We start from the raw sequence: 20,870 nt of genomic DNA on the forward strand, positions 1-20,870 counted from the left end.
AGTGACCACCGCTCTGTATCGCCGCTACCGCCCTGAGTCGTTCGGCGAGATGATCGGGCAGTCGCAGGTCACCGATCCACTCATGACGGCGCTCCGCGGCGATCGGGTGGGCCACGCCTATCTGTTCTCCGGCCCTCGAGGCTGCGGCAAGACGACGTCGGCGCGCATCCTCGCGCGCTGCCTCAACTGCGCGGAGGGTCCCACCGACACCCCGTGCGGGCGCTGCGACAGCTGCGTCGAGCTCGGCCGCGGCGGCGGCGGATCCCTCGATGTCGTCGAGATCGACGCGGCCAGCCACAACGGCGTCGACGACGCGCGCGACCTGCGCGAGCGGGCGGTGTTCGCCCCCGCCCGCGACCGCTTCAAGATCTTCATCCTCGACGAGGCCCACATGGTCACCCCGCAGGGCTTCAACGCCCTGCTCAAGCTCGTCGAAGAGCCCCCCGATCACGTCAAGTTCATCTTCGCGACGACGGAGCCCGAGAAGGTCATCGGCACGATCCGCTCGCGCACGCACCACTATCCCTTCCGGTTGGTGCCGCCGGCCGCGATGCTCGAGTACGTCCAGTCGCTGTGCGAGCAGGAGGGCGTGCAGGTCGAAGCCGGCGTGCTGCCGCTGGTCGTGCGCGCGGGCGGCGGCTCGCCCCGCGACACGCTGTCGCTGCTCGACCAGCTGATCGCGGGCTCAGAAGACGCGAAGGTCGCCTACGCCCGCGCCGTCGCACTGCTGGGCTACACACACGCCGAGCTGCTGGACGAGGTGGTCGACGCGTTCGGGGCAGGGGATGCGGCGGGCGCGTTCGCCGCCGTCGACCGCGTCGTGCAGACCGGTCAAGACCCCCGCCGCTTCGTCGACGATCTGCTCGAGCGCCTGCGCGACCTCATCGTCGTCGCCGCCACCGGACAGGGCGCGGCCGCCGTGCTGCGCGGCATCTCGGCCGAAGACCTCGCCCGCATGCAGCGCCAGGCCGCCGCCTTCGGGCCCCAGCGCCTCTCGCAGGTCGCCGACCTCGTGATCGCGACCCTCGACGAGATGAGCGGGGCCACCTCGCCGCGTCTGCAGCTCGAGCTCATGGTCGCAAGGGTGCTCACGGCGGGTTCGGGCGCCGCTGCGGCGGCGGGGCCCGTCGCCGCTCCCGCGTCGGTCGCGTCGCCTGCTCCCGCGCCGGTCGCGTCGCCTGCTCCCGCGTCGGTCGCGTCGCCTGCTCCCGCGTCGGTCGCGTCGCCCGCTGCGTCGCCCGCCGCCGAGCCGCTCGCCGAGCCGACGCCGGCGCCCGTCCCCGTCGTGCCTTCCGGCCCCGTGGAGGCGACGCAGGTGCGCAGCGCGTGGCCAGAAGTGCTCTCGAAGCTCGAGGGCATCTCGCGCACGTCGTGGATGATCGTCGTCGGCGCCGAGGTGACCGCCTTCGAGGGCGACGTGCTCACGTTGGGCTTCTCCAGCGCAGGAGACCTCGCCAAGTTCAAGCAGCTCTCGGCCGGCGCCGGCCCCAGCGAAGACCTGCGGCAGGCGATCGTGGCCGTGCTCGGCATCCGCGTGCGCTACATCGCGAGGCTCTCGGGCGAGGCGCCCCCGGCGGCACCGGGAAAAGCATCGCCGCCGGCTGACGAGCCGGCGGCTGCTCCGGTCCGCCCCACCGCACCCGTGTCGGCGCCGTCGCGTCCGGCCGCCGCTGCTCCCGTGACGGAGTGGGCGGTCGCCGCGATCCCCGCCGACGAGCCGGCGCCGGCGGCATCCGCCCCCTACGAGGGGCCGTCGCTCGCCGTCGACGACGAGCCGGAAGAGGTCGCGGCCGTCGCCGTGCGCACCGCCACGCTCGCTCCGGTGCGCGAGGGAGACGTGCTGCCGTCGGGCGACGTCGAGCCGTCGCCCTGGCCCGACGACGACGATGCGCCGGAGCCCGACCCCGGGCCTCCCGCCGAGACGCCCGTGCCGCCGACGGTCGCACGGCGCCTGCCCGCGATGCCGGGCGGCGTACAGCGCTACGGCGAGGCGGTCGTGCGACAGGTGCTGGGTGCCACCTTCGTGCGCGAAGAGCCCTACGAGCCGCCCACGAGGTTCCGCTGATGTACGACGGCATCGTCCAAGACCTGATCGACGAGTTCGGGCGGCTTCCCGGAATCGGGCCGAAGTCGGCCCAGCGCATCACGTTCCACATCCTCCAGACGCCGAACTTCGACGTCTCGCATCTGGCGACGCTGCTGGCCGACATCCGCGAGCGGGTGAAGTTCTGCGAGGTGTGCGGCAACGTGTCGGAGCAGGAGCGCTGCGCGATCTGCCGCGACCCGCGGCGCAACCAGACCCTCATCTGCGTTGTCGAAGACGCCAAAGACGTCGCGGCGATCGAGCGCACCCGCGAGTTCCGCGGGCTCTATCACGTGCTCGGCGGCGCCATCAGCCCCATTGCGGGAATCGGGCCCGACGACCTGCGGATCACCCAGCTCATGCAGCGGCTCGCCGACGGCACTGTGCAGGAGGTCATCCTCGCCACGAACCCCAATCTCGAGGGCGAGGCGACGGCGACCTACCTCAGCCGGCTGCTGCACACCCTCGAGATCACGGTGTCGCGCCTGGCGTCGGGGCTGCCGGTCGGCGGCGATCTGGAGTACGCCGACGAGGTGACCCTGGGCCGCGCCTTCGAGGGGCGCCGCACGCTGTGAGCGGGCCCGTGGCGCCGGCATCGTCGCCGGCGGCGCAGGGATTCAGCGGCCGGGGCTGGGCGCTGTTCGCCGCCATGTGCGTGCTGTGGGGCGTGCCCTACCTCTTCATCAAAGAGGCCGTCGACTCGATCTCGCCCGCGGCGATCGTGGCCGGCCGCACGCTGCTGGGCGGTCTGCTGCTGCTGCCGTTCGCCCTGCATCGGGGCGCCCTGCGGCCGGCGCTGAAGGTGTGGCCGTGGGTGCTCGCCTTCGGCGCGATCGAGATGGCGGGTCCCTTCGTGCTGCTCGGCCACGCCGAGCAGACCCTCTCGTCTGGGCTGACCGGGCTGCTGGTCGCCACGGTTCCGCTGTTCGCCGCGCTCATCGCGGTCGGCCGCGGCGACCGCGGCGTGCTGCGCCCCGCGCGCATGATCGGCCTGTTCGTCGGCTTCATCGGCGTCGCCGTCATCGTGATCGGCCCCGGGTTCGCCTCCGGTGGACCCGGTGCGCTCGTCGCGGTGGGGGAGGTGCTGCTGGTCGCCCTGCTCTATGCGATCGCGCCGTTCATCGTGGCCACGAAGCTCAACGGCGTGCCGTCGCTGGGATCGGTGACGCTGTCGCTGTTCGCGGTCGGCCTCGCCTACCTGCCCATCGCCCTGCTCACCCAGCACGAGGTGCCGACGGCGCGCAGCACCGTGTCGCTCGTGCTGCTGGGCGTGCTGTGCACGGCGGTGGCCTTCATCTGCTTCTTCGCCCTCATCGACGAGGTCGGCCCGGTGCGCGCGCCTCTGTTCACCTACGTCAATCCGGTCGTGGCGCTGACCCTGGGCTTCGTGCTCCTGGGCGAGCCGATCACCCCGGGGCTCGTGATCGGCTTCCCGCTCGTCGTCGTCGGATGCTGGCTGGCGGCGACCGGCGGCACGTTCAGGGTGCGGGGCCCCGTCACATGAGCGGTGCGGCATGGCCGGCTCCGTAAGATGGTGCGTTGGGCGGCAGCATCCGTCGTCCCCATCCCCAGGAGTTCCACCGTGGCGCTGATCGTCCAGAAGTACGGCGGGTCGTCGGTCGCCGACGCCGAGAGCATCAAGCGCGTCGCCAAGCGCATCGTCGACACGCGCCGCGCCGGTCACGACGTGGTCGTCGCCGTCAGCGCGATGGGCGACACCACCGACGAACTGCTCGACCTCGCCCACCAGGTCGCCCCCATTCCCGCCCCCCGCGAGCTGGACATGCTGCTGACCAGCGGCGAGCGGATCTCGATGGCGCTGCTGGCGATGGCGATCCACTCGATGGGCTTCGAGGCGCGCTCGTTCACCGGCAGCCAGGCCGGCGTCATCACGGACGCGACCCACGGCGCCGCCCGCATCGTCGACGTCACCCCCGTGCGGCTTCGCGAGGCGCTCGACGAGGGCGCGATCGTCATCGTCGCCGGATTCCAGGGCTTCAACCGCGACACGCGCGACATCACGACGCTCGGCCGCGGCGGCTCCGACACGACCGCCGTCGCCCTCGCGGCGGCGCTCGAGGCCGACGTCTGCGAGATCTACAGCGACGTCGACGGGATCTTCACGGCAGACCCCCGCGTCGTCCCGAAGGCCCGCAAGCTTGACGCCGTCTCCGCCGAGGAGATGCTCGAGATGGCCGCCAACGGCGCCAAGGTCCTCTATATCCGCGCCGTCGAGTATGCGCGGCGCCACGGCGTGCTCATCCACGCCCGATCCACCTTCAGCTCGGGGGAGGGCACCTGGGTGCTCGGCCCCGGCCAGACCCTGCCCAACGGTCAAGGAGAAGACATGGAAGAGCCGATCGTCGCGGGAGTCGCGACCGACCTCGGACAGGCCAAGATCACCGTCATCGGCGTGCCCGATGTGCCTGGCAAGGCCGCCGAGATCTTCAAGATCGTCGCGCGCAGCGGCGCCAACGTCGACATGATCGTGCAGAACGTGTCGGCGGCGGCCACGGGGCGCACCGACATCTCGTTCACGCTCCCCAAGGGCGATGCGGCCGCGGCCCTGCGGGCGCTCGACGCCGACCGTGACGACGTCGGCTTCGAGAGCCTCATCCACGACGACCAGATCGGCAAGCTCTCGGTCGTCGGCGCCGGCATGCGCACGCACTCCGGCGTCTCGGCGACGCTGTTCGAGGCGCTGAGCGTCTCGGGCATCAACATCGAGATGATCTCGACCTCCGAGATCCGCATCTCGGTCGTGGTGCGCGGCGACGATCTGGCCGAGGCAGCCCGCGTCGTGCACACCGCCTACGGCCTCGACGGCGACATCGAAGCCGTCGTGCACGCCGGCACCGGCCGCTGACGCGGCGCCCTTGGGCGGGCATTGCGCTCGTCTTGAGAGTGCATTCTGGCGCATGAACACGTGAGGATTCGCACAGGCCTCGCGCGAGTGCGCTGAATCGAGCGGATCACCGTTCGGCGCGAGCATACGCTCGAAAAGCATCCCCCGGATGCCCATCGCCGACCCGACGGATCACTCCGCGGCGGTGGATCGCACAACACCCTCCAGGAGGGGTCTCATGACGCGTCCGCGCGCCCTCGCGCGTCCGACGTCGCCGATGTTCCGTCGCGCCACCGCGACGGTCACGGCCGTCGGCTTCGCCCTTGCCACCGTGCTCGCCGCCGCCGCTTCGCCCGCCACGGCGGACCCGGTGCTGGCCAACCCCATGGCCGCCGCCACCCCGATCGGCTCGGACGACGGCTACACGATCTTCGTCACCGGCGACGCCGTGCTGAGCAACAGCGAACTCGAAGGGACGCTCGCCGTCCGCGGCACGGCCACCTTCGGCGACCCTCGGGGCAACACGAACCTGCAGTATCCCGTCTATCACGGCGGCATCGGCGGCAACGCCGACTACGGGCTGCCCACGATCGACGGGGTCGCGAATCGGATGCTGCTCTCGGCGTTCGCCGTCAACACGGCCGTGCCGAAGGTCGTGCAGATCAAGAAGCAGTCCCAGTACCAGATGGGCAATGCCGTCATCATCGACCAGGCGACACCCGCCGGCTACACGTTCCGCCAGCAGTTCGGCGGCAGCGGCACCGCCTATGCGCCCGTCAACGCCACGAACATGAGCCCGCAGCTCGAGTCAGAGACGCAGAGCTGGAACTCCGGCGCGGGGGCGGCCACCTTCTCGAGCGCGGCCTCGTCGTTCGACGCGTACTTCCCGACGGATCAGGGCACGGCGCTGCTGGCGCAGACGGGCATCTGGAAGACCCCCACGATCACGACCGGAGGCGAGGCCCGACTGACCCTCGACCCGACCGGCCCGAACCGGGTGACGCTGGCCGACTTCGGCGGCGACGCGAAGTTCCATGTCTACGGCTACTCGCAGACGGCCCCGCTGATCATCAAGATCACGGCGGCCGACGTCGTCGGCGGCAAGCTCACGCTCCCGACCTATGCGAACGCGGGCAAGTCGGCCGCGGGCGAAGGCATCAGCTATGTGCTGTGGGATCTCAGCGACCTCACCGGCACGGTGACGATCACCAGCAGGGGCGGCGTCGTGCGCGGCGCCGTGTATGCGCCGCAGGCGCACGTGGTCATCCCCTCGGAGGCCGACGGCGGCCACGAGGTCGAGGGCCAGGTCATCGCGAAGCAGCTCACCGTGCTCAGCAACGGCAAGGAGCTGCACACGAACCTCTTCCTCGGGCTGCTGCCCTCGACGACGACCCCGACCGCGAGCCCGACCCCCACGGCGACGGCCACGCCCACCGCGACTCCCACGGCGACTCCGACGGCGACGCCCACCGTGACCCCGACGGCGACGCCCACCGCGACGCCGACGGCGACTCCGACGGCGACGCCCACGGCGACTCCGACCGCGACTCCCGCGGTGACGCCGACCGCGAGCCCGACTCCGACGGCGACGCCACAGGTCCGCCCGATTCCCACACCCACGCCCACGACGTCGGCGAGTGCTGTCGCCACACCCTCGCCCACTCCCAGCGGCACGACCGCCGGCGGGTCGGTGTCGTCGGATGATCCCGACGAGGGCGACGACGACCTGGCAGCGACGGGCGGGTCGGTGGGCTACGGTGTGCTCCTCGTCGCGATCGGGGGCCTCGCTCTCGGCGTGCTGTTCCTGATCGCGGGGCGTCGGCGCACGGTATGACGGCGGACTACCATGTGGTCTGACCACGTGATAGGTTTGTAGGGATCGATCCCGCCCCCACGCGGATCGTGTGGATTCCGGTCGGCGCGCTCTTCTTCCTTTCGTGCACGCGCCGGCCGGTGTCGTCGGGCGGGCATCCGCAACCCCCAGCGCCGGTGCCCGCCCCATTCCGCTCCCGATAGACTCGGCCCATGACCCGCATCTCCGATTCAGGACTCAACATCGCCGTCGTCGGCGCCACCGGACAGGTCGGAACCGTCATGCGCGAGATTTTCGCCGAGCGGGGATTTCCGATCCGCGAGCTGAGACTGTTCGCCACAGCGCGCTCGGCGGGCACCTCGGTCGAGTTCGCCGGCCAGACCGTCGTGATCGAAGACGTGGCCACCGCCGACCCCGCGGGCATCGACATCGCCCTGTTCTCGGCGGGGGCCACCGGTAGCCGCGCGCACGCGCCTCGGTTCGCCGAGGCCGGCGCCCTCGTGATCGACAACTCGAGCGCCTGGCGGATGGACCCCGAGGTGCCGCTCGTGGTCAGCGAGGTCAACCCGCACGCGATCGACGAGGCCGTCAAGGGCATCGTCGCCAACCCCAACTGCACCACGATGGCCGCCATGCCGGTGCTCAAGGTGCTCGACGCCGAAGCCGGCCTCGAGCGTCTCATCGTCAGCACCTACCAGGCGGTGTCGGGCTCCGGGCTCGCCGGTGCGCAGGAGCTGCTCGGCCAGGTCGAGGGCGTGCTCGCCCAGCAGCACACGCTCGATCTCGTGCACGACGGGTCGGCGGTCGACTTCCCCCAGCCCGAGAAGTACATCGCCCCGATCGCGTTCGACGTGATCCCGTTCGCCGGCAACCTCGTCGACGACGGTCAGAACGAGACCGACGAAGAGAAGAAGCTGCGCAACGAGAGCCGCAAGATCCTCGAGCTGCCGGACCTCCGTGTCGCCGGCACCTGCGTGCGCGTGCCGGTCTTCACCGGTCACTCTCTCTCGATCAACGTCGAGTTCGCCCGCGACATCACGCCCGAGCGTGCGCGCGAAGTGCTCGCGGCCGCTCCGGGGGTGCGCCTCGAAGAGGTGCCCACCCCGCTGCAGGCGGCCGGCACCGACCCGAGCTATGTGGGCCGCATCCGCGCCGACCAGTCCGCGCCGGAGGGCAAGGGGCTCGTGCTGTTCATCTCGAACGACAACCTGCGCAAGGGCGCCGCCCTCAACGCGGTGCAGATCGCCGAGGTCGTCGCCGCCAAGCTCGGCGCGAAGGCGTAAGCGGCCGCATCCGTCGTAACACTGCGGCAAGAACCGCGATCCTTGCCGCCCGGCGAGGCGTCAAGCGGCGGGCGGCGGCGGGATCCCGGCCTAGACTGGAACATTGTGAGTAAACCTGTCGACGTGGTCCTGATCGGCGGTGGCATCATGAGCGCCACCCTCGGAACCCTGCTCAAAGAGCTGCAGCCGGACTGGAAGATCGTCGTCTACGAACGGCTGTCCGAGGTCGCGCAGGAGAGCTCGAACGCGTGGAACAACGCCGGCACCGGTCACGCGGCGCTGTGCGAGCTCAACTACATGCCCGAGGGCGCTGATGGCTCGGTCGACGCCGCCAAGGCCGTGCAGATCAACGAGCAGTTCCAGCAGAGCCGTCAGCTGTGGTCGACCCTCATCGAGCAGGGCGTGCTCGATGCACCCTCGACCTTCATCAACGCGACCCCGCATATGACGTTCGTGCGGGGCGAGAAGGACGTCGCGTACCTCAAGAAGCGCTACGAGGAGCTCAAGAAGCAGCCGCTGTTCGCCGGCATCGAGTACTCGGAAGACTCTCGCGTGATCAACCAGTGGGCGCCCCTGCTGATGCAGAAGCGCCTGAAGGGCGAGCCCTTCGCCGCGACCCGCGTGCCCGCCGGCACCGACGTCGACTTCGGTGCGCTGACGCGACAGCTGTTCGCCGACCTGAAGAGCAAGGGCGTCGAGGTCGTCACCGACCGGGAGGTGCGCAAGCTCCGCAAGCGCGCTGACGGCACCTGGCGCGTGACCTGGCGCAACGCCATCGGGCGCACGCCGGGGGAGACCTCCGCGCGGTTCGTCTTCGTCGGAGCGGGCGGGTGGGCTCTCAAGCTCCTGCAGTCCTCCGGCATCCCCGAGATCTCGGGCTACGGCGTCTTCCCGATCGGCGGCCAGTTCCTCAAGACCAGCAACCCCGCCATCGTCGCCCAGCACAAGGCGAAGGTGTATTCGCAGGCGTCGGTGGGCGCGCCGCCCATGTCGGTGCCGCATCTGGACACCCGCGTCGTCGACGGCGAGGCGTCGCTGCTGTTCGGGCCGTTCGCGACCTTCAGCCCCAAGTTCCTGAAGAAGGGCCGCATCACCGACATCGTCGCGCAGGTGCGCCCCGGCAACATCGGCCCGATGCTCAAGGTCGCCGTCACGAACTTCGACCTCGTGAAGTACCTCGTCGGCGAGCTCGCCAAGACCCACCGCAAGAAGGTCGACAGCCTGCGGGTGTTCATGCCGACCGCGAAGGACGAGGACTGGACCCTCATCCAGGCCGGCCAGCGCGCCCAGGTCATGAAGAAGGACCCCCAGAAGGGCGGTGTGCTGCAGTTCGGCACCGAGGTGATCTCGTCGGCCGACGGATCGATCGCCGGCCTCCTCGGCGCCTCGCCGGGGGCCTCGACGGCCGTCTCGATCATGCTGGGGCTGCTCAAGACCTGCTTCCCCGAGCGCATCGAGGGCTGGGAGCCGCGGCTGCGCCAGCTCATCCCGAGCTACGGCGAGACGCTGAACCCCCGGCCGGAGGCCGCGGCGGCGACCCTCTCCAAGACCGCGGAGGTGCTCGCTCTCAACGTGTGAACCGCGTACTCCTCGTGGCCGACGGGGTCGACGTCGACCCTGTGAAAATCGTCAGAGTCTTGTAAGACTGGCCTGACGGATGCTGCGGGGGGTCACACATGAGCGCACAACGGGTCCGATGGCTGGCGGCATCGGCGACGGCCATCCTGCTGCTCCTGGGCTCCGTCGCCCCCGCATCGGCGGACTCCGTCGTCGAGCCGGACGCGCTGACTGTGGCGGATATCGCCACTCCGGCAGCGACCGAGACCGCGTCGTCGACGCCCACGGCCACCCCGACGCCCAGCGCCACGCCGACGGCTGAGACCTCGCCCGCCCCCTCGCCGAGCACGACCGCCGTGCCCGCCCCCGAGGCGAGCACCCCCGCCGCGCCGAGCGCCGAGCCGACTTCGACCCCTGAGCCCTCTGCGGCGGCCAGCCCGACACCGCGGGCAGAGGCCACCGCGACCCCGGCCGCGCGTGACCGTCAGCTCGTGACGCCGATGCTGCTGCCAGGTGCGACCCCCACGGCGTCGCTGTCGATCCAGAAGGCCGCGTCGGCGGGCACCGTGAGCCCCGGCGACCAGTTCACCTATACGATCCAGTTCCAGTGCACGGCGGGCACTGTCAGCGGGTGCGTGAATGCCGAGCTGACCGACCCCATGCCTGCCTATCTGACCGTGGTGGGCACACCCAAGGTCACCGGGACCGCGAACTACGACGCGGGCGCGACCACCTCGTCGACGTTGGATGTGGTCTTCACCGATGCCCTCGGTGGCGGCACCGTCGGACTCGCGCCGGGCAAGGTCGTCACGGTGCAGGTGACGGTGCATGTCGACGACGACGCCCCCGCCTCGGCCGACGGCACGGTGCTCACCAACACGGCCACGATCACCGCAGACAACGCGACCTCAAAGAGCGCCGTTGCCAGCTCGACGCTCGCGGTGGAGCCGACGATCGCGGCTGGCGCATCGAAGAGCTTCACGCCGAGCTCCGGGCTGAACACCACGGGCGCCACCACCGAGATCAGCGTCACGGGGCAGAACGGGTCGAATGTGCCGGTCGAGCGGCTCGTGATCTCCGACCCCGTTCTCGACGGCTCCGGCGTGCCGACCACCGACATCAACGCATTCACCTACCTCACGCTCGACGGGATCACCGGCGTGCAGGCCCCCGCCGGCGCCGACACCGTGCAGCTGCGCGTGTACGACCCGACTCTCCCAGGGTGGGTCGCCGGCGATGAACTGCCCGTTCCGCAATCGACCCTCCCGATCCCGGACGGCGTCGATCCCACCGTGATCACGGGTTTCCAGTTCATCTTCCGCAGCACAGACGGCGACGACATCCCGCCAGGTGCCGGCGCCACGGTGAACGGTACGGCCCACCTGTCGGAGCCCATCCCCGAAGAGGAGCTGCCGTTCGACATCTCCAACACCACCGAGACGGTGGTCACCACGGCGGGAGGCCGGTCGGCGCGAGACGCCGACGTGGCGCACTACCAGGTCGGCTCGAGCGTCATCGACGTCTCGGCGGGCAAGTCGTTCGATCCCGCCGTGGTGCGGGCGGGCGAGAACTCGACAGCCACCCTCACCGCGGGCAACGACTCGACGGGAACCATCGACTCCCTGACGCTCGTCGAGCCCGCCCCGGCCGGTCGCGGATTCTTCGGAGCCGACGACTTCGTCTTCGTGCAGATGGGATCGGCCGACGGCGGCGGAATCGTCTGGCCGGACGGTGCGAGCCAGGCCACCATCACCTATGAGTGCGCGGGCACACCCGCAGACCCGCAGACCACGGAAGATCCGAACACGCTCCCCGACCCGCCGGCAGGATGCGACCCCGTCACCGGCTTCTCGGTGACCTTCACGGGGCAGATCAGCCCCGGAGCGCAGGCGACCATCCCGTTCGTGGTGCAGACGCCCACCGATCAGACCGGCGAGGAGGCGCTGCATCTGAACGCCGTGCGCGTGGTCGGGCAGCGTGGTGACGACACCGGCAGCGCGCAGGCGGTCGCGCCCATCCGCACGATCATCGATCGGATCGACGTCGAGGCGGGCAAGCGTCTGTACCCGAGCACGATCCCCTCGTACCCGGGACAGATCGTGACGGCGCAGCTCACCGGCAAGCTCCAGGAGTTCCCCGCTTCCACCGTCTCGGCCTCGACGATCGTCGTGCAGGATCCCGACGTACTGCCCGACCCCAACCAGTGGTACGACGACTTCGACCCGCAGGCGGTCGTCGGAACTCCCGTTCCGGCATGCGCGTCGCTGACCGTTCAGTACACGGTCGACGGCACATCGTGGGTCTCCATCCCGAGCATGACGGGTATCGCTGGAGCCGCGATCTTCAACGCGGTCTTCCCGCCCAGCGTGCAGCAGAACGCCATCGGCATTCGGTTCGTCTACACGGCGGCACCGGCAGGGGGCGAATGCTCCGGCGGATTCCCGCCTGGCACCACTGTCAGCCCCAACCTCTCCTTCACGCTCGGCGCGGACGCCCCGAACGAGACCGTGGGCACGCTCACCGACTGCACCGTGACCTCCGCCGCGGCGCCCACGGCCGACGACGCCGAGTCCGACCCCGCATGCGACAGCGTCGACCTCACACCTGTGACGCCGGGGACCATCGACCCGATCGACAAGAGCTGGTCGCCCGAGACCGTCGTCGAGCGTTCCCAGGCCGAGACCACGGTCGCGCTCGGGTGGTCGACGGGCGGCTTCACCGGCACGGGGCGCATCGACATCTCCGACACCGCATCGCCGGCGACCACCGCGGTCGCCGACAGTTCGTTCGACGCATTCGACCTCGTCAGCATCGCGCCGATCACCGAGGCGATGGACCCGTGGCTGCGTTACGACCAGATCCTCGCCGTGCAGCTCTATCTGCTGCCGGCCGGCAGCACCGACCCCTCCGCCGGGTCGTGGGTGCGCGCGTCGGCAGACCCCTGCCCCACAGCCTGTGACGGGACATTCCCGGGATACACCCTGACCGACGACGAGCGCGAGCGCGCGATCGGGTTCCGGCTGAGCTACGTCGAGAGCCCGAACCGCGCCGACCGCGTGGACGGCCCCACGGCGCCCGCCGTCGGCTCGGGCGTTGCCGCATCCACCGGCAACGATCGCCACATCGACGCCGTGCTCCTGCTGCGCGATCTGCGACGAAGCGACGGTCAGCCGGTGGTGGCGTCCGACGAGTACAACGTCCCAGGGGAGGAGGGCGCGGTGAACAACACCGTGCGGCTGGACCCGTATTGGAACGTGGATGACACCGAGCCGATTCTCACCCGTACCGACGCGGACGACATCCTGATCACGAATGTCGATGTCACCGTCGATGGCACCAAGACGTGGGAAGGCGGCCCGCTCGGAATCCCCGAGACCGGCGTCGACCAGAGCCGCTACCCGACAGGCAGGGTGACGGTCACCGCGTCGAACACCACGCCGGCGAAGCTCGACCTGCTCTCGATCACCGAGCCCGACATCAGCGACGAGGGTCCGAGTTCGTGCACCGAGGATCCGTTCGAGCAGTTCACCCTCGTCGGGTTCGCCTCGATCACGGCGCCCGACGCGATCGGCGCAGACGACGTCACCATCGTGCTGACCCCAGGGCCGAACGGCCAGACCGACTACACCAGAGATGAGGCCCTCGCCCTCGCCGAGGACGATCTCGTCGATGTGACGTCGCTGACCGTGGCCTACACCGGGCGGATCGATGCGGCGACAGACACCGTCGTCCCGACGGCGACGATCGCCTTCGACGTGAGGCTGAGAGAACAGGGTCGCACCTCCGGCGACGCGCCGACGCCGGGCACGGTGTGCGACCAGGTCAAGGTCGAGGCCTCCGACATGGTCGACTTCCCTGACGACACCGACACCGAGGACACCTACCCCACGGCTGACATCGACCTGGTCGCGCAGGGCATCGACGTCCTCGCCGGCAAGACGATCACTCCCGGGAGCATCACGGAGCCTTCCGCGGGGCCTGTGACCGTGGGTCTGTCGGGTCAGCCGACCGGAGTCGGCGGCACGGGGTCGCCCGCCTCTCGCGCGGTCGAGCTCGTGCTCACCGACGACTCGACGACGTTCTTCAACCAGTACGACTTCGGCGCGTTCGGTCCGCTCTCGCTCACCTCGCCCATCGACCGGGTGCAGGTCGACGCACTCGTCGGCGGCACCTGGTCGGTCGGGGAAGCGGGGCCGGTGCTGACCGGCGCGAGCTGGGTGAATGGCACCGCCGGCACGTCGCTCGCGCTGCCGACCGGTGTCGCGGGGGCGGACGTCGTCGGCCTGCGCTTCACGTTCACCCGCGCCGACGGAGCCAACTGGGAGAACCCGGCCAACCCCGTGCAGAACGTCTCGTTCCAGGCGACCAGGCGTGACAGCCTCCGCACCGGAGGGTCGGTGGAGTCGGACCTGGCCGGCAGCGCGCCGGCGCCAGGGGAGGACGACCCCGGCGTGGCCACGAACCTCGTCGTCGCCGACGTGACCAGCTCGGACGTCGACGCCGACGGCGTGCCGCTGAGCGCACAGGAGGACGCCGACGACACGGTGCTCTACCACCACGCCAGCAACGCGGTCACTGTGCGCAAGACCCCCACCGATGACACCGTCTCGCCCGGCAGCCCGTTCACCTACACGATGACCTTCGTCAACAGCGGCGACATCGACATCGTCGATCCGGTGATCACCGACATCTTCCAGGCCGATGCCGACGGGCCGCTCATCGAGCTCGCGGCTGACCCCGCCTATGCGTTCGCGCTCAGTTCCGGCACCGGAATGCCGACCGACGCGGCCGACGTCACGATCGACGAGTCCGCCACGGGCCTGGTCTTCACCTTCCCGGCCGGGAGCGTGCTGGAAGTCGGCGACACCTACACGATCAGCTACCAGGCGGTCACCCGTGCGGGGCTGCCGGCGGGGACCGAGTTCACCAACACCGTCGGCATCACCGGTGAGCGTCCGTGGGACGAGTGCGACGGCGGCGGCGAGCCGGGGTCAGGGCTCGACGCCGGCACCGGCGAGTGCCGCACGGTCGCACGCGACACCGTCATCTCAGCGGCCGCGGTGGGCGTCAGCAAACTCGTGCGGGCACAAGGCTCCGACGAACTCGGGGTCGTGATCGATCCGCTCGTGACCACCGGTGCGGACTGCGCGGCCGACGCCGACGGGTTCTACGCCCGTCCGTGCCTGCCGATCGCCGAGCCTGGCGGCGACATCACGTGGCGCTGGCACTTCGTCAACGCGGGCAACCAGCCTCTGGACCGCATCCTGGGCATCGACCGGCTGCCTGCGCCCGGCGATGCGGTGGCCACCGCGCCGAGCCTGGAGAGGCTGAGCGACTGGCGGCCCCTCCTGACCGGCGTGCGTCCCGTGCTCGCATCGGGCAGCGGCACGCTGAACGTGTACTACACCACCGGTTCCGATTGGTGCGATGGGCCGGCGGGCGCCGACGGGCAGCTGCTGTGCCCGGAACTCGATTGGGTCGAGTGGCCCGCAGGCATCGCTCTCCCGATCGATCCGGCCAGCGTCACCGGACTGCAGACCGAATATCTGCCGACCGGCGCGCTGGCGCCCGCGGGCACCTTCGACGTCGATGTGGCCATGGCAGCCCCTGCGTATTCTCCTGCCGACACCCCGAACACATCGGCGATGTCGTCTGAAGACACCTACGCCTTCAACAGCGTCGGCACGTCGGCGCGCGAGGGCGGACAGGCCGCCGCCGACGACATCGTCGTGTTCGCGGTCGGCGACTACACGCTGACCACTGAGCCGCCACGCGTCGGCGTCGGCCTCGCGCACGGCGGCCTCGTCGTCGAGAAGCAGGTGACCGGGGCCGCCGCCGGCCAGTACGCGCCGGACACCTTCGAGGTCACCCTGTCGTGCGTCTCGGCGGGGGTGTACGTGCCGCTGCCCGCCGATGTCGCCGCCCTCACTCTCGAAGCCGGCACCCCCGTGACGATCTACGATCTGCCGTACGGCGCGGTGTGCACCCTCGGCGAGGGCGACAACGGGCAGACAACGTCGCAGACCACCTCGGCGACCGTGCAGCGCGAGGTCGCCGACTTCGAGACGGCGACCCTCGTCAACGACTACGAGTACGCCTCGCTGTCGGTGACCAAGACGGTGGATTCGGATGCGGTGGACCAGGACGGTGGGCCGGTCGAGTACGGCCCCTTCACGGTGAGCGTGGAGTGCTTCTTCCTCGGCGACGCCGTGTACGCGACCGGTTACGGCCCTGACGACCCCATGACGGCCGATCTCTCGGACGGCGAGGTGGTGACCTTCGACGGGCTTCCGGCCGGCGCGGAATGCACGGTGGAGGAGACCGACGACAAGGGGGCGGCCACGACGACCATCGTGACCACGGTGGGTGACGACGACGCCGTCACCACCGACGGCACGGTCTCGGACCCGATCGAACTCGCCCCCGACGACGACGGCGCCGCCAACTCGGCCGAGGTGATCAACGCGTTCGAGGTGGGCCGCCTCCCGATCGTCAAGATCGTCGACGGCGATGTCGCCGATCTCTACGGAGCGGGACCCTTCACGGTGCACGTGCGGTGCGTGCTCTCCGACGACACCGGCATCCGCGAGGTGTTCGACGACGACGTGGTGCTCGGCGGGGGTGCGCCGCTGAGCGCCGTCATCGTCGACCTCGCCGCCGGAGCGCAGTGCCTGGTGACCGAGCCGGCCGACGGCGGAGCCTCGACCAGCACCGTCTCGCCGACGGGGCCCATCCCGGTCGACCCTGATGAGCCCGTGCAGGTCACGGTGACGAACACGTTCGATCCGGCGGTGCTCTATGTCGACAAGGTGGTGGACGGCGATGCCGCGGGCTTCGCGCCCGACACGTTCCCGATCGAGGTCATCTGCATCGCCGATGGCGAGCTGCTGCCAGGCTTCCCGCTGACGGTGGAGGTGACACCAGGCACCCCCGTCGAGATCGACACCCTCGCCGGCGCCGGGTGCGCGGCGATCGAGACCGACACCGGAGCGGCCACCGAGGTCGTCTACGACCCGCCGTCTCCTAGCGGCGCCAGCTCGGACGCCGTCCTCGTCGATCCGGACGACCCGCCCACCATCACGGTGACCAATACCTATCGCGCGGGCGGCCTCCAGATCGTCAAGCGCATCACCGGCAGCGGGGCGACCGCCGCGACAGGGCCGTTCGTCTTCTCCGTCGTGTGCGCATTCGACGGCGACCCCGCGGCGTTCTCCGAGTCGGTCACGCTGCGGCCTGCGGGGAGCCTCACGATCTCCTCCGACGTCATCGAGCCGCTGCCGGTGGGTGCCGAGTGCACCGTCGCCGAGACCGACGACGGCGGCGCGGATCAGACCCCGCCGCCGGTCACGGTGATCATCCCGGATCCGGACGACGAACCCGCCGTCGTGCGCGCCCAGTTCGAGAACGAGTTCACCGCCGACCTCGCCGGCACCGGCGGCGTTCCCGCGTGGTGGCTGCTCTCGCTGGCCGGCGGCGTGCTGATGCTCGGTCTCGCGCTCGGACTCGGTGCGGCGGTGCGCCGTCGTTCGGGCAGAGTGGAGGGGTGAGACTCTGGTCGCTGCATCCGTCGCTCCTCGATCGCGCCGCCCTGGTCGCGTGCTGGCGAGAGGGACTGCTGGCACAGGCGGTGCTGGCCGGCCGCACCCGCGGCTACACGCGGCATCCGCAGCTCGAGCGCTTCCGCGCGGCATCCGACCCCCTGCAGGCGATCGGGCACTTCCTGATGCAGCAGCAGGCGGAGGCCGTCGTGCGCGGCTACCGGTTCGACCGCGACCGCATCGATGAGGCGGATGCTGCCGCCCCCGCGATCCCGGTGACCTCCGGGCAGCTGGAGTACGAGTACGCGCACCTGAAGATGAAGCTCGCCGTGCGGGCGCCCGAGCGGCTCGCGCAGCTGCCGGCGGCCCCGATGCCCGCCGAGACGTTCCTCGTCGTGCCCGGCGGGATCGAATCCTGGGAGCGCCCCTAGCCCTCGAGCGCCGCGGCCTTGCCTCGCAGCACGGCGGCCTCGCGCTCGTTGGCGGCGAGCCCGGCAGCGAGCCGCAGCTCCGAGCGCGCCTCCTCGGTGCGACCGAGGCGAGCGAGAAGCTCGCCCCGCACGCTCGGCAGCAGGTGCGATCCGCCCAGCGCCCCCTCCTGCTCGAGCCGGTCGACGATGCGCAGCGCCGTCGCGGGTCCCGTCGCCATCGCCACCGCGACCGCGCGATTGAGCTCGACGACGGGGCTCGGTGCGATGCGACCGAGCGCCTCGTACAGCACGACGATCTCATCCCAGTCGGTCGCTTCCACCGACGCCGCCACCGCGTGCTGCTCGGCGATCGCGGCCTGCAGCGCGTAGGCGCCGCGCGCGCGACCCGACGCGTCGGCCCGCGCGAGGGCGTCGCGACCACGACGGATCTGCGCCCAGTCCCAGCGGGCGCGGTCCTGGTCGGCCAGCAGCACCGGCGCGCCGTCGGCGTCGATCCGCGCGGCGAAGCGCGAGGCCTGCAGCTCCATGAGGGCGACCAGCGCATGCGCCTCGGGCTCGCGCGGCACGAGGCCCGAGAGGATGCGCCCCAGTCGCAGAGCCTCGTGCGCGAGGTCCTCGCGCATCCATCGGTCGCCGCTGGTGGCCGCGTAGCCCTCGGTGAAGATCAGGTACACCACTCCCAGCACGCCGCCCAGTCGCTCACGCCACTGCGACGGCTCCGGAGCCTCGAAGGGCACGTGCGCGGCGGCCAGGGTCTTCTTGGCCCGCGTGATGCGCGCCTGCACCGTCGGCACCGGAACCAGCAGCATCCGCGCGATCTCCTGCGTCGACAGGCCGCCCACCGCCCGCAGAGTGAGAGCGACCTGCGACTCGCGCGAGAGCACGGGGTGGCAGGCGGTGAACACGAGCCGCAGCACGTCGTCGTCGATGGGCTCCCAGGCGTCTTCTGCCGCCTCCGACAGATCGTGGGCCATCGCGCGGTACCGCTCGTCGAGGGCGGCGCGGCGGCGCCACTGGTCGATCGCGCGGCGCTTGGCCACCGCCGTGAGCCACGCCCCGGGGTTGCGGGGCACCCCCGCCGCCGGCCACTGCTCGAGCGCTTCGACGAGTGCCACCTGGGCGAGGTCTTCGGCAAGCCCCAGGTCGCCGGTGTGCTTGGCGAGGGTCGCGACGATGCGCGCGCCCTCGATGCGCCAGACGGCATCGATCTGGCGCGCCGTCGTCGAGATCATCGGCTCACTCCGCCGCGCGCCACTGCTTCTGCTGCTGGATGTACTCGTTGTTCTGATAGTCGGCGAAGTCGCTGTCGTCGGTCATGCGGCGCACCTCGATCTTGTTGCCGGGGCCGAGCGGTGCGCGCGTGGCCCACTCGATCGCCTCCTCCTGGGTGGCGGCCTGGATCGTCCAGAAGCCGTTGAACAGCTCGTGCGTCTCGCCGTAGGGGCCGTCGGTGACCAGGGGCGCCTCGGCGGTGAACTCCACGACCGCGCCCTGCGCCGCGTCGGTGAGTCCGTCGCCGCCCAGCAGCACGCCGGCCTTCATCATCTGCTCGTTGTAGGCGCCCATCGCGTTGATGACCGCCTCGAAATCCATGTCTGCGTAGTCCTCGACCGATCCGCTGTTGCGCATGATCAGCATGTACTTGGCCATCTCGTCCTCCTCGGGCAGTGGGCGCCTCTCGCCCTCCTACTATCGCGTCGAACGGCGCCGGGCGGAATCGACATCGCCCGTAGACTTCTTCGGTGGCCAAGCTCTACTTCCGCTACGGGGCGATGAACTCCGGAAAGTCGACGTCGCTGCTGCAGGCCGCGTACAACTACGAGGAGCGCGGTCAGCATGTCGTGCTGGCCAAGCCCGAGATCGACACCAAGGGCGCCGACCAGATCGACAGCCGCCTGGGCGTCAAGCGCACCGTCGACTTCCTGGTGGCCCCCGACGACGATCTGCGGATGCTGTTCGCCCGTCACCGCGAGAACGTGCGGGCTGCCGCGGCCGACGCCCTCATCCCCGACACCGAGCCGCAGCACTCCGACGTGGCGTGCCTGCTCATCGACGAGGCGCAGTTCCTCACCCCTGCGCAGGTCGACGACCTGCTGAGGATCGTCGTGCTCGACCGCATTCCGGTGCTGGCATACGGCATCCGCACCGACTTCCAGACGCGGGCCTTCCCCGGCTCCGCGCGACTCATGGAACTCGCGCACAGCCTCGAAGAGCTCAAGACGATCTGCCGGTGCGGACGCAAGGCGCTGTTCAACGCGCGCCTCGTGGGAGGGCGCTTCGTCTTCGACGGCGATCAGGTCGCCATCGACGAGCTGTCGGCCGACCGCGTCACCTACGAGTCGATGTGCGCCGAGTGCTACCTGCGTGAGTCGGGCGGGCGCCTGAGCTGACGCTCACCCCTCCTGAGGGCGGGCGGAGCGGCGCCGCGGCGGGAGCGGAACGAGCATCGAGACGGTCTTCTGGTACTCGCGGTACGCGGGGTGCCTGCCCGCCGAGATCGACTCGGTGAAGATCGTCGATCCGATGAACAGCACCGTCAGCAGCACGGCGCCCGCGATCGTCGGGTTCAGCCAGGCGGACGCCGCGACCGCGCCGAAGGCGTAGAAGACCCACCACTGCGCCTGCTCGAAGAAGAAGTTGGGATGCCGGCTCCAGGCGAAGAGCCCCGTCGTGACGAATCCTGGCTCGAGCGTGCCGCCCGCGGCCTTCTTGGCGCGGTGGAAGTCCCACTGCTGCTGGTCGGCGGCGAACTCGCCGACCAGGAACGCGGCGAACAGCACGGCGAGCACGACGTCGCCGACGGTCAGCGGTGCGGGGTGCGCCCAGGCGAGGGCCGCCGGCAGCGTGATGAGCACGAGCAGCGCGTTCTGATAGAGCACGATGAACAGCAGATTGAAGGCCTGGAACTGCCACGGCTTCATCCGCCCTCGGAGGATCGCCCAGCGGTAGTCCTCCATGCCGGTGTAGCCGCCCTTGCGGGCGAAGTTGAAGGTCAGCCGTGCGCCCCACGCGGTCACGAGCACCGCCATGAGCACGAGGCGGGCAGCATCCGCTCCCTCGGCGAGAGCCGCGATCGCGAACACCCACACGTAGACCACCGGAACGATCGACCACAGCCGGTCGACCCACGAGGTGTCCTTCGTGATGAGCGAGGCGACCCAGCAGAACACGCACACGGCCGCGGCGATGACGATCACGATCAGCAGGGGATCCATGCCGCCAGCGTAGGGGAGGAGCGGCGCCGGACCGCGTATACCGCATCGCGCGCCGAGTTGCATGGTCAGACCACCGTGGGTATCGTGGTCGGGCCACAACGACGA

The 20,870-nt window shown here is 70.5% G+C and carries 13 protein-coding genes; 10 read left to right on the plus strand and 3 right to left on the minus strand.

The annotated features are described in order from the left end of the window. The first annotated feature begins 1 nt into the window (after nucleotide 1). The 9 genes from OAW74_RS03655 (at nucleotide 2) to OAW74_RS03695 (ending at nucleotide 17,550) form a co-directional block, all read left to right on the plus strand. Entirely contained in the window at nucleotides 2-2,065 is a 2,064-nt protein-coding gene (locus tag OAW74_RS03655; RefSeq protein WP_262872975.1) for a DNA polymerase III subunit gamma and tau, read from the plus strand. After that, on the plus strand, nucleotides 2,065-2,658 hold the full coding sequence (gene recR / locus OAW74_RS03660) for a recombination mediator RecR (protein ID WP_262872976.1): 594 nt from the start codon (nucleotides 2,065-2,067) through the stop codon (nucleotides 2,656-2,658). Before OAW74_RS03655 ends, recR begins: the two co-directional genes overlap by 1 nt. Beyond that, nucleotides 2,655-3,587, plus strand: a complete 933-nt coding sequence (locus OAW74_RS03665) for a DMT family transporter (RefSeq protein ID WP_262872977.1) — start codon at nucleotides 2,655-2,657, stop codon at nucleotides 3,585-3,587. The genes recR and OAW74_RS03665 overlap by 4 nt, the downstream gene beginning before the upstream one ends. A 78-nt stretch (nucleotides 3,588-3,665) precedes the next feature. Next, nucleotides 3,666-4,949 carry an aspartate kinase gene (locus OAW74_RS03670; RefSeq protein ID WP_262872978.1) on the plus strand — a complete coding sequence of 428 codons (1,284 nt, stop codon included), beginning with the start codon at nucleotides 3,666-3,668 and terminating at the stop codon, nucleotides 4,947-4,949. Between the two features lie 217 nt (nucleotides 4,950-5,166). Then, a complete protein-coding gene (locus tag OAW74_RS03675) occupies nucleotides 5,167-6,762 on the plus strand; it encodes a collagen-binding domain-containing protein (protein WP_262872979.1) in 1,596 nt (531 codons plus the stop codon). Between the two features lie 191 nt (nucleotides 6,763-6,953). Next, nucleotides 6,954-8,024 (plus strand): aspartate-semialdehyde dehydrogenase, encoded by a 1,071-nt coding sequence (locus OAW74_RS03680; RefSeq protein WP_262872980.1) that lies wholly within the window; start codon nucleotides 6,954-6,956, stop codon nucleotides 8,022-8,024. Nucleotides 8,025-8,129: 105 nt separating this feature from the next. Then, nucleotides 8,130-9,602, plus strand: coding sequence for a malate:quinone oxidoreductase (locus OAW74_RS03685; protein ID WP_262872981.1), 1,473 nt, complete (start codon nucleotides 8,130-8,132; stop codon nucleotides 9,600-9,602). 98 nt (nucleotides 9,603-9,700) lie between these two features. Further along, nucleotides 9,701-17,128: a DUF5979 domain-containing protein gene (locus OAW74_RS03690; protein ID WP_262872982.1), complete on the plus strand. Its 7,428-nt coding sequence runs from the start codon at nucleotides 9,701-9,703 to the stop codon at nucleotides 17,126-17,128. Beyond that, complete coding sequence (locus OAW74_RS03695; RefSeq protein WP_262872983.1) at nucleotides 17,125-17,550, plus strand: pyrimidine dimer DNA glycosylase/endonuclease V; 426 nt, start codon at nucleotides 17,125-17,127, stop codon at nucleotides 17,548-17,550. The genes OAW74_RS03690 and OAW74_RS03695 overlap by 4 nt, the downstream gene beginning before the upstream one ends. On the opposite strand, the gene OAW74_RS03700 is transcribed toward OAW74_RS03695, so the two are convergent. Next, nucleotides 17,547-18,782: an RNA polymerase sigma factor gene (locus tag OAW74_RS03700; RefSeq protein ID WP_262872984.1), complete on the minus strand. Its 1,236-nt coding sequence runs from the start codon at nucleotides 18,780-18,782 to the stop codon at nucleotides 17,547-17,549. The genes OAW74_RS03695 and OAW74_RS03700 overlap by 4 nt on opposite strands. Before the next feature lie 4 nt (nucleotides 18,783-18,786). Further along, nucleotides 18,787-19,200, minus strand: a complete 414-nt coding sequence (locus tag OAW74_RS03705) for a YciI family protein (RefSeq protein ID WP_262872985.1) — start codon at nucleotides 19,198-19,200, stop codon at nucleotides 18,787-18,789. 92 nt (nucleotides 19,201-19,292) lie between these two features. Between OAW74_RS03705 and OAW74_RS03710 the strand changes: the two genes are divergently transcribed. After that, complete coding sequence (locus tag OAW74_RS03710; protein WP_262872986.1) at nucleotides 19,293-19,940, plus strand: thymidine kinase; 648 nt, start codon at nucleotides 19,293-19,295, stop codon at nucleotides 19,938-19,940. A 3-nt stretch (nucleotides 19,941-19,943) separates the two neighbouring features. Here OAW74_RS03710 and OAW74_RS03715 read toward each other — a convergent pair whose 3' ends face one another. After that, a complete protein-coding gene (locus OAW74_RS03715) occupies nucleotides 19,944-20,765 on the minus strand; it encodes a DUF1295 domain-containing protein (RefSeq protein ID WP_262872987.1) in 822 nt (273 codons plus the stop codon). Nucleotides 20,766-20,870: the final 105 nt, after the last annotated feature.

The organism is Microbacterium fluvii, assembly GCF_025515205.1.
Classification (GTDB): Bacteria; Actinomycetota; Actinomycetes; order Actinomycetales; family Microbacteriaceae; genus Microbacterium; species Microbacterium fluvii.

Bases quoted from the DNA above. Each gene is read 5' to 3' on its own strand.
- recR (WP_262872976.1), top strand. From the start codon at position 2,065: ATGTACGACGGCATCGTCCAAGACCTGATCGACGAGTTCGGGCGGCTT.
- OAW74_RS03675 (WP_262872979.1), top strand. From the start codon at position 5,167: ATGACGCGTCCGCGCGCCCTCGCGCGTCCGACGTCGCCGATGTTCCGT.
- OAW74_RS03680 (WP_262872980.1), top strand. From the start codon at position 6,954: ATGACCCGCATCTCCGATTCAGGACTCAACATCGCCGTCGTCGGCGCC.
- OAW74_RS03690 (WP_262872982.1), top strand. From the start codon at position 9,701: ATGAGCGCACAACGGGTCCGATGGCTGGCGGCATCGGCGACGGCCATC.
- OAW74_RS03700 (WP_262872984.1), bottom strand. From the start codon at position 18,782: ATGATCTCGACGACGGCGCGCCAGATCGATGCCGTCTGGCGCATCGAG.
- OAW74_RS03705 (WP_262872985.1), bottom strand. From the start codon at position 19,200: ATGGCCAAGTACATGCTGATCATGCGCAACAGCGGATCGGTCGAGGAC.
- OAW74_RS03715 (WP_262872987.1), bottom strand. From the start codon at position 20,765: ATGGATCCCCTGCTGATCGTGATCGTCATCGCCGCGGCCGTGTGCGTG.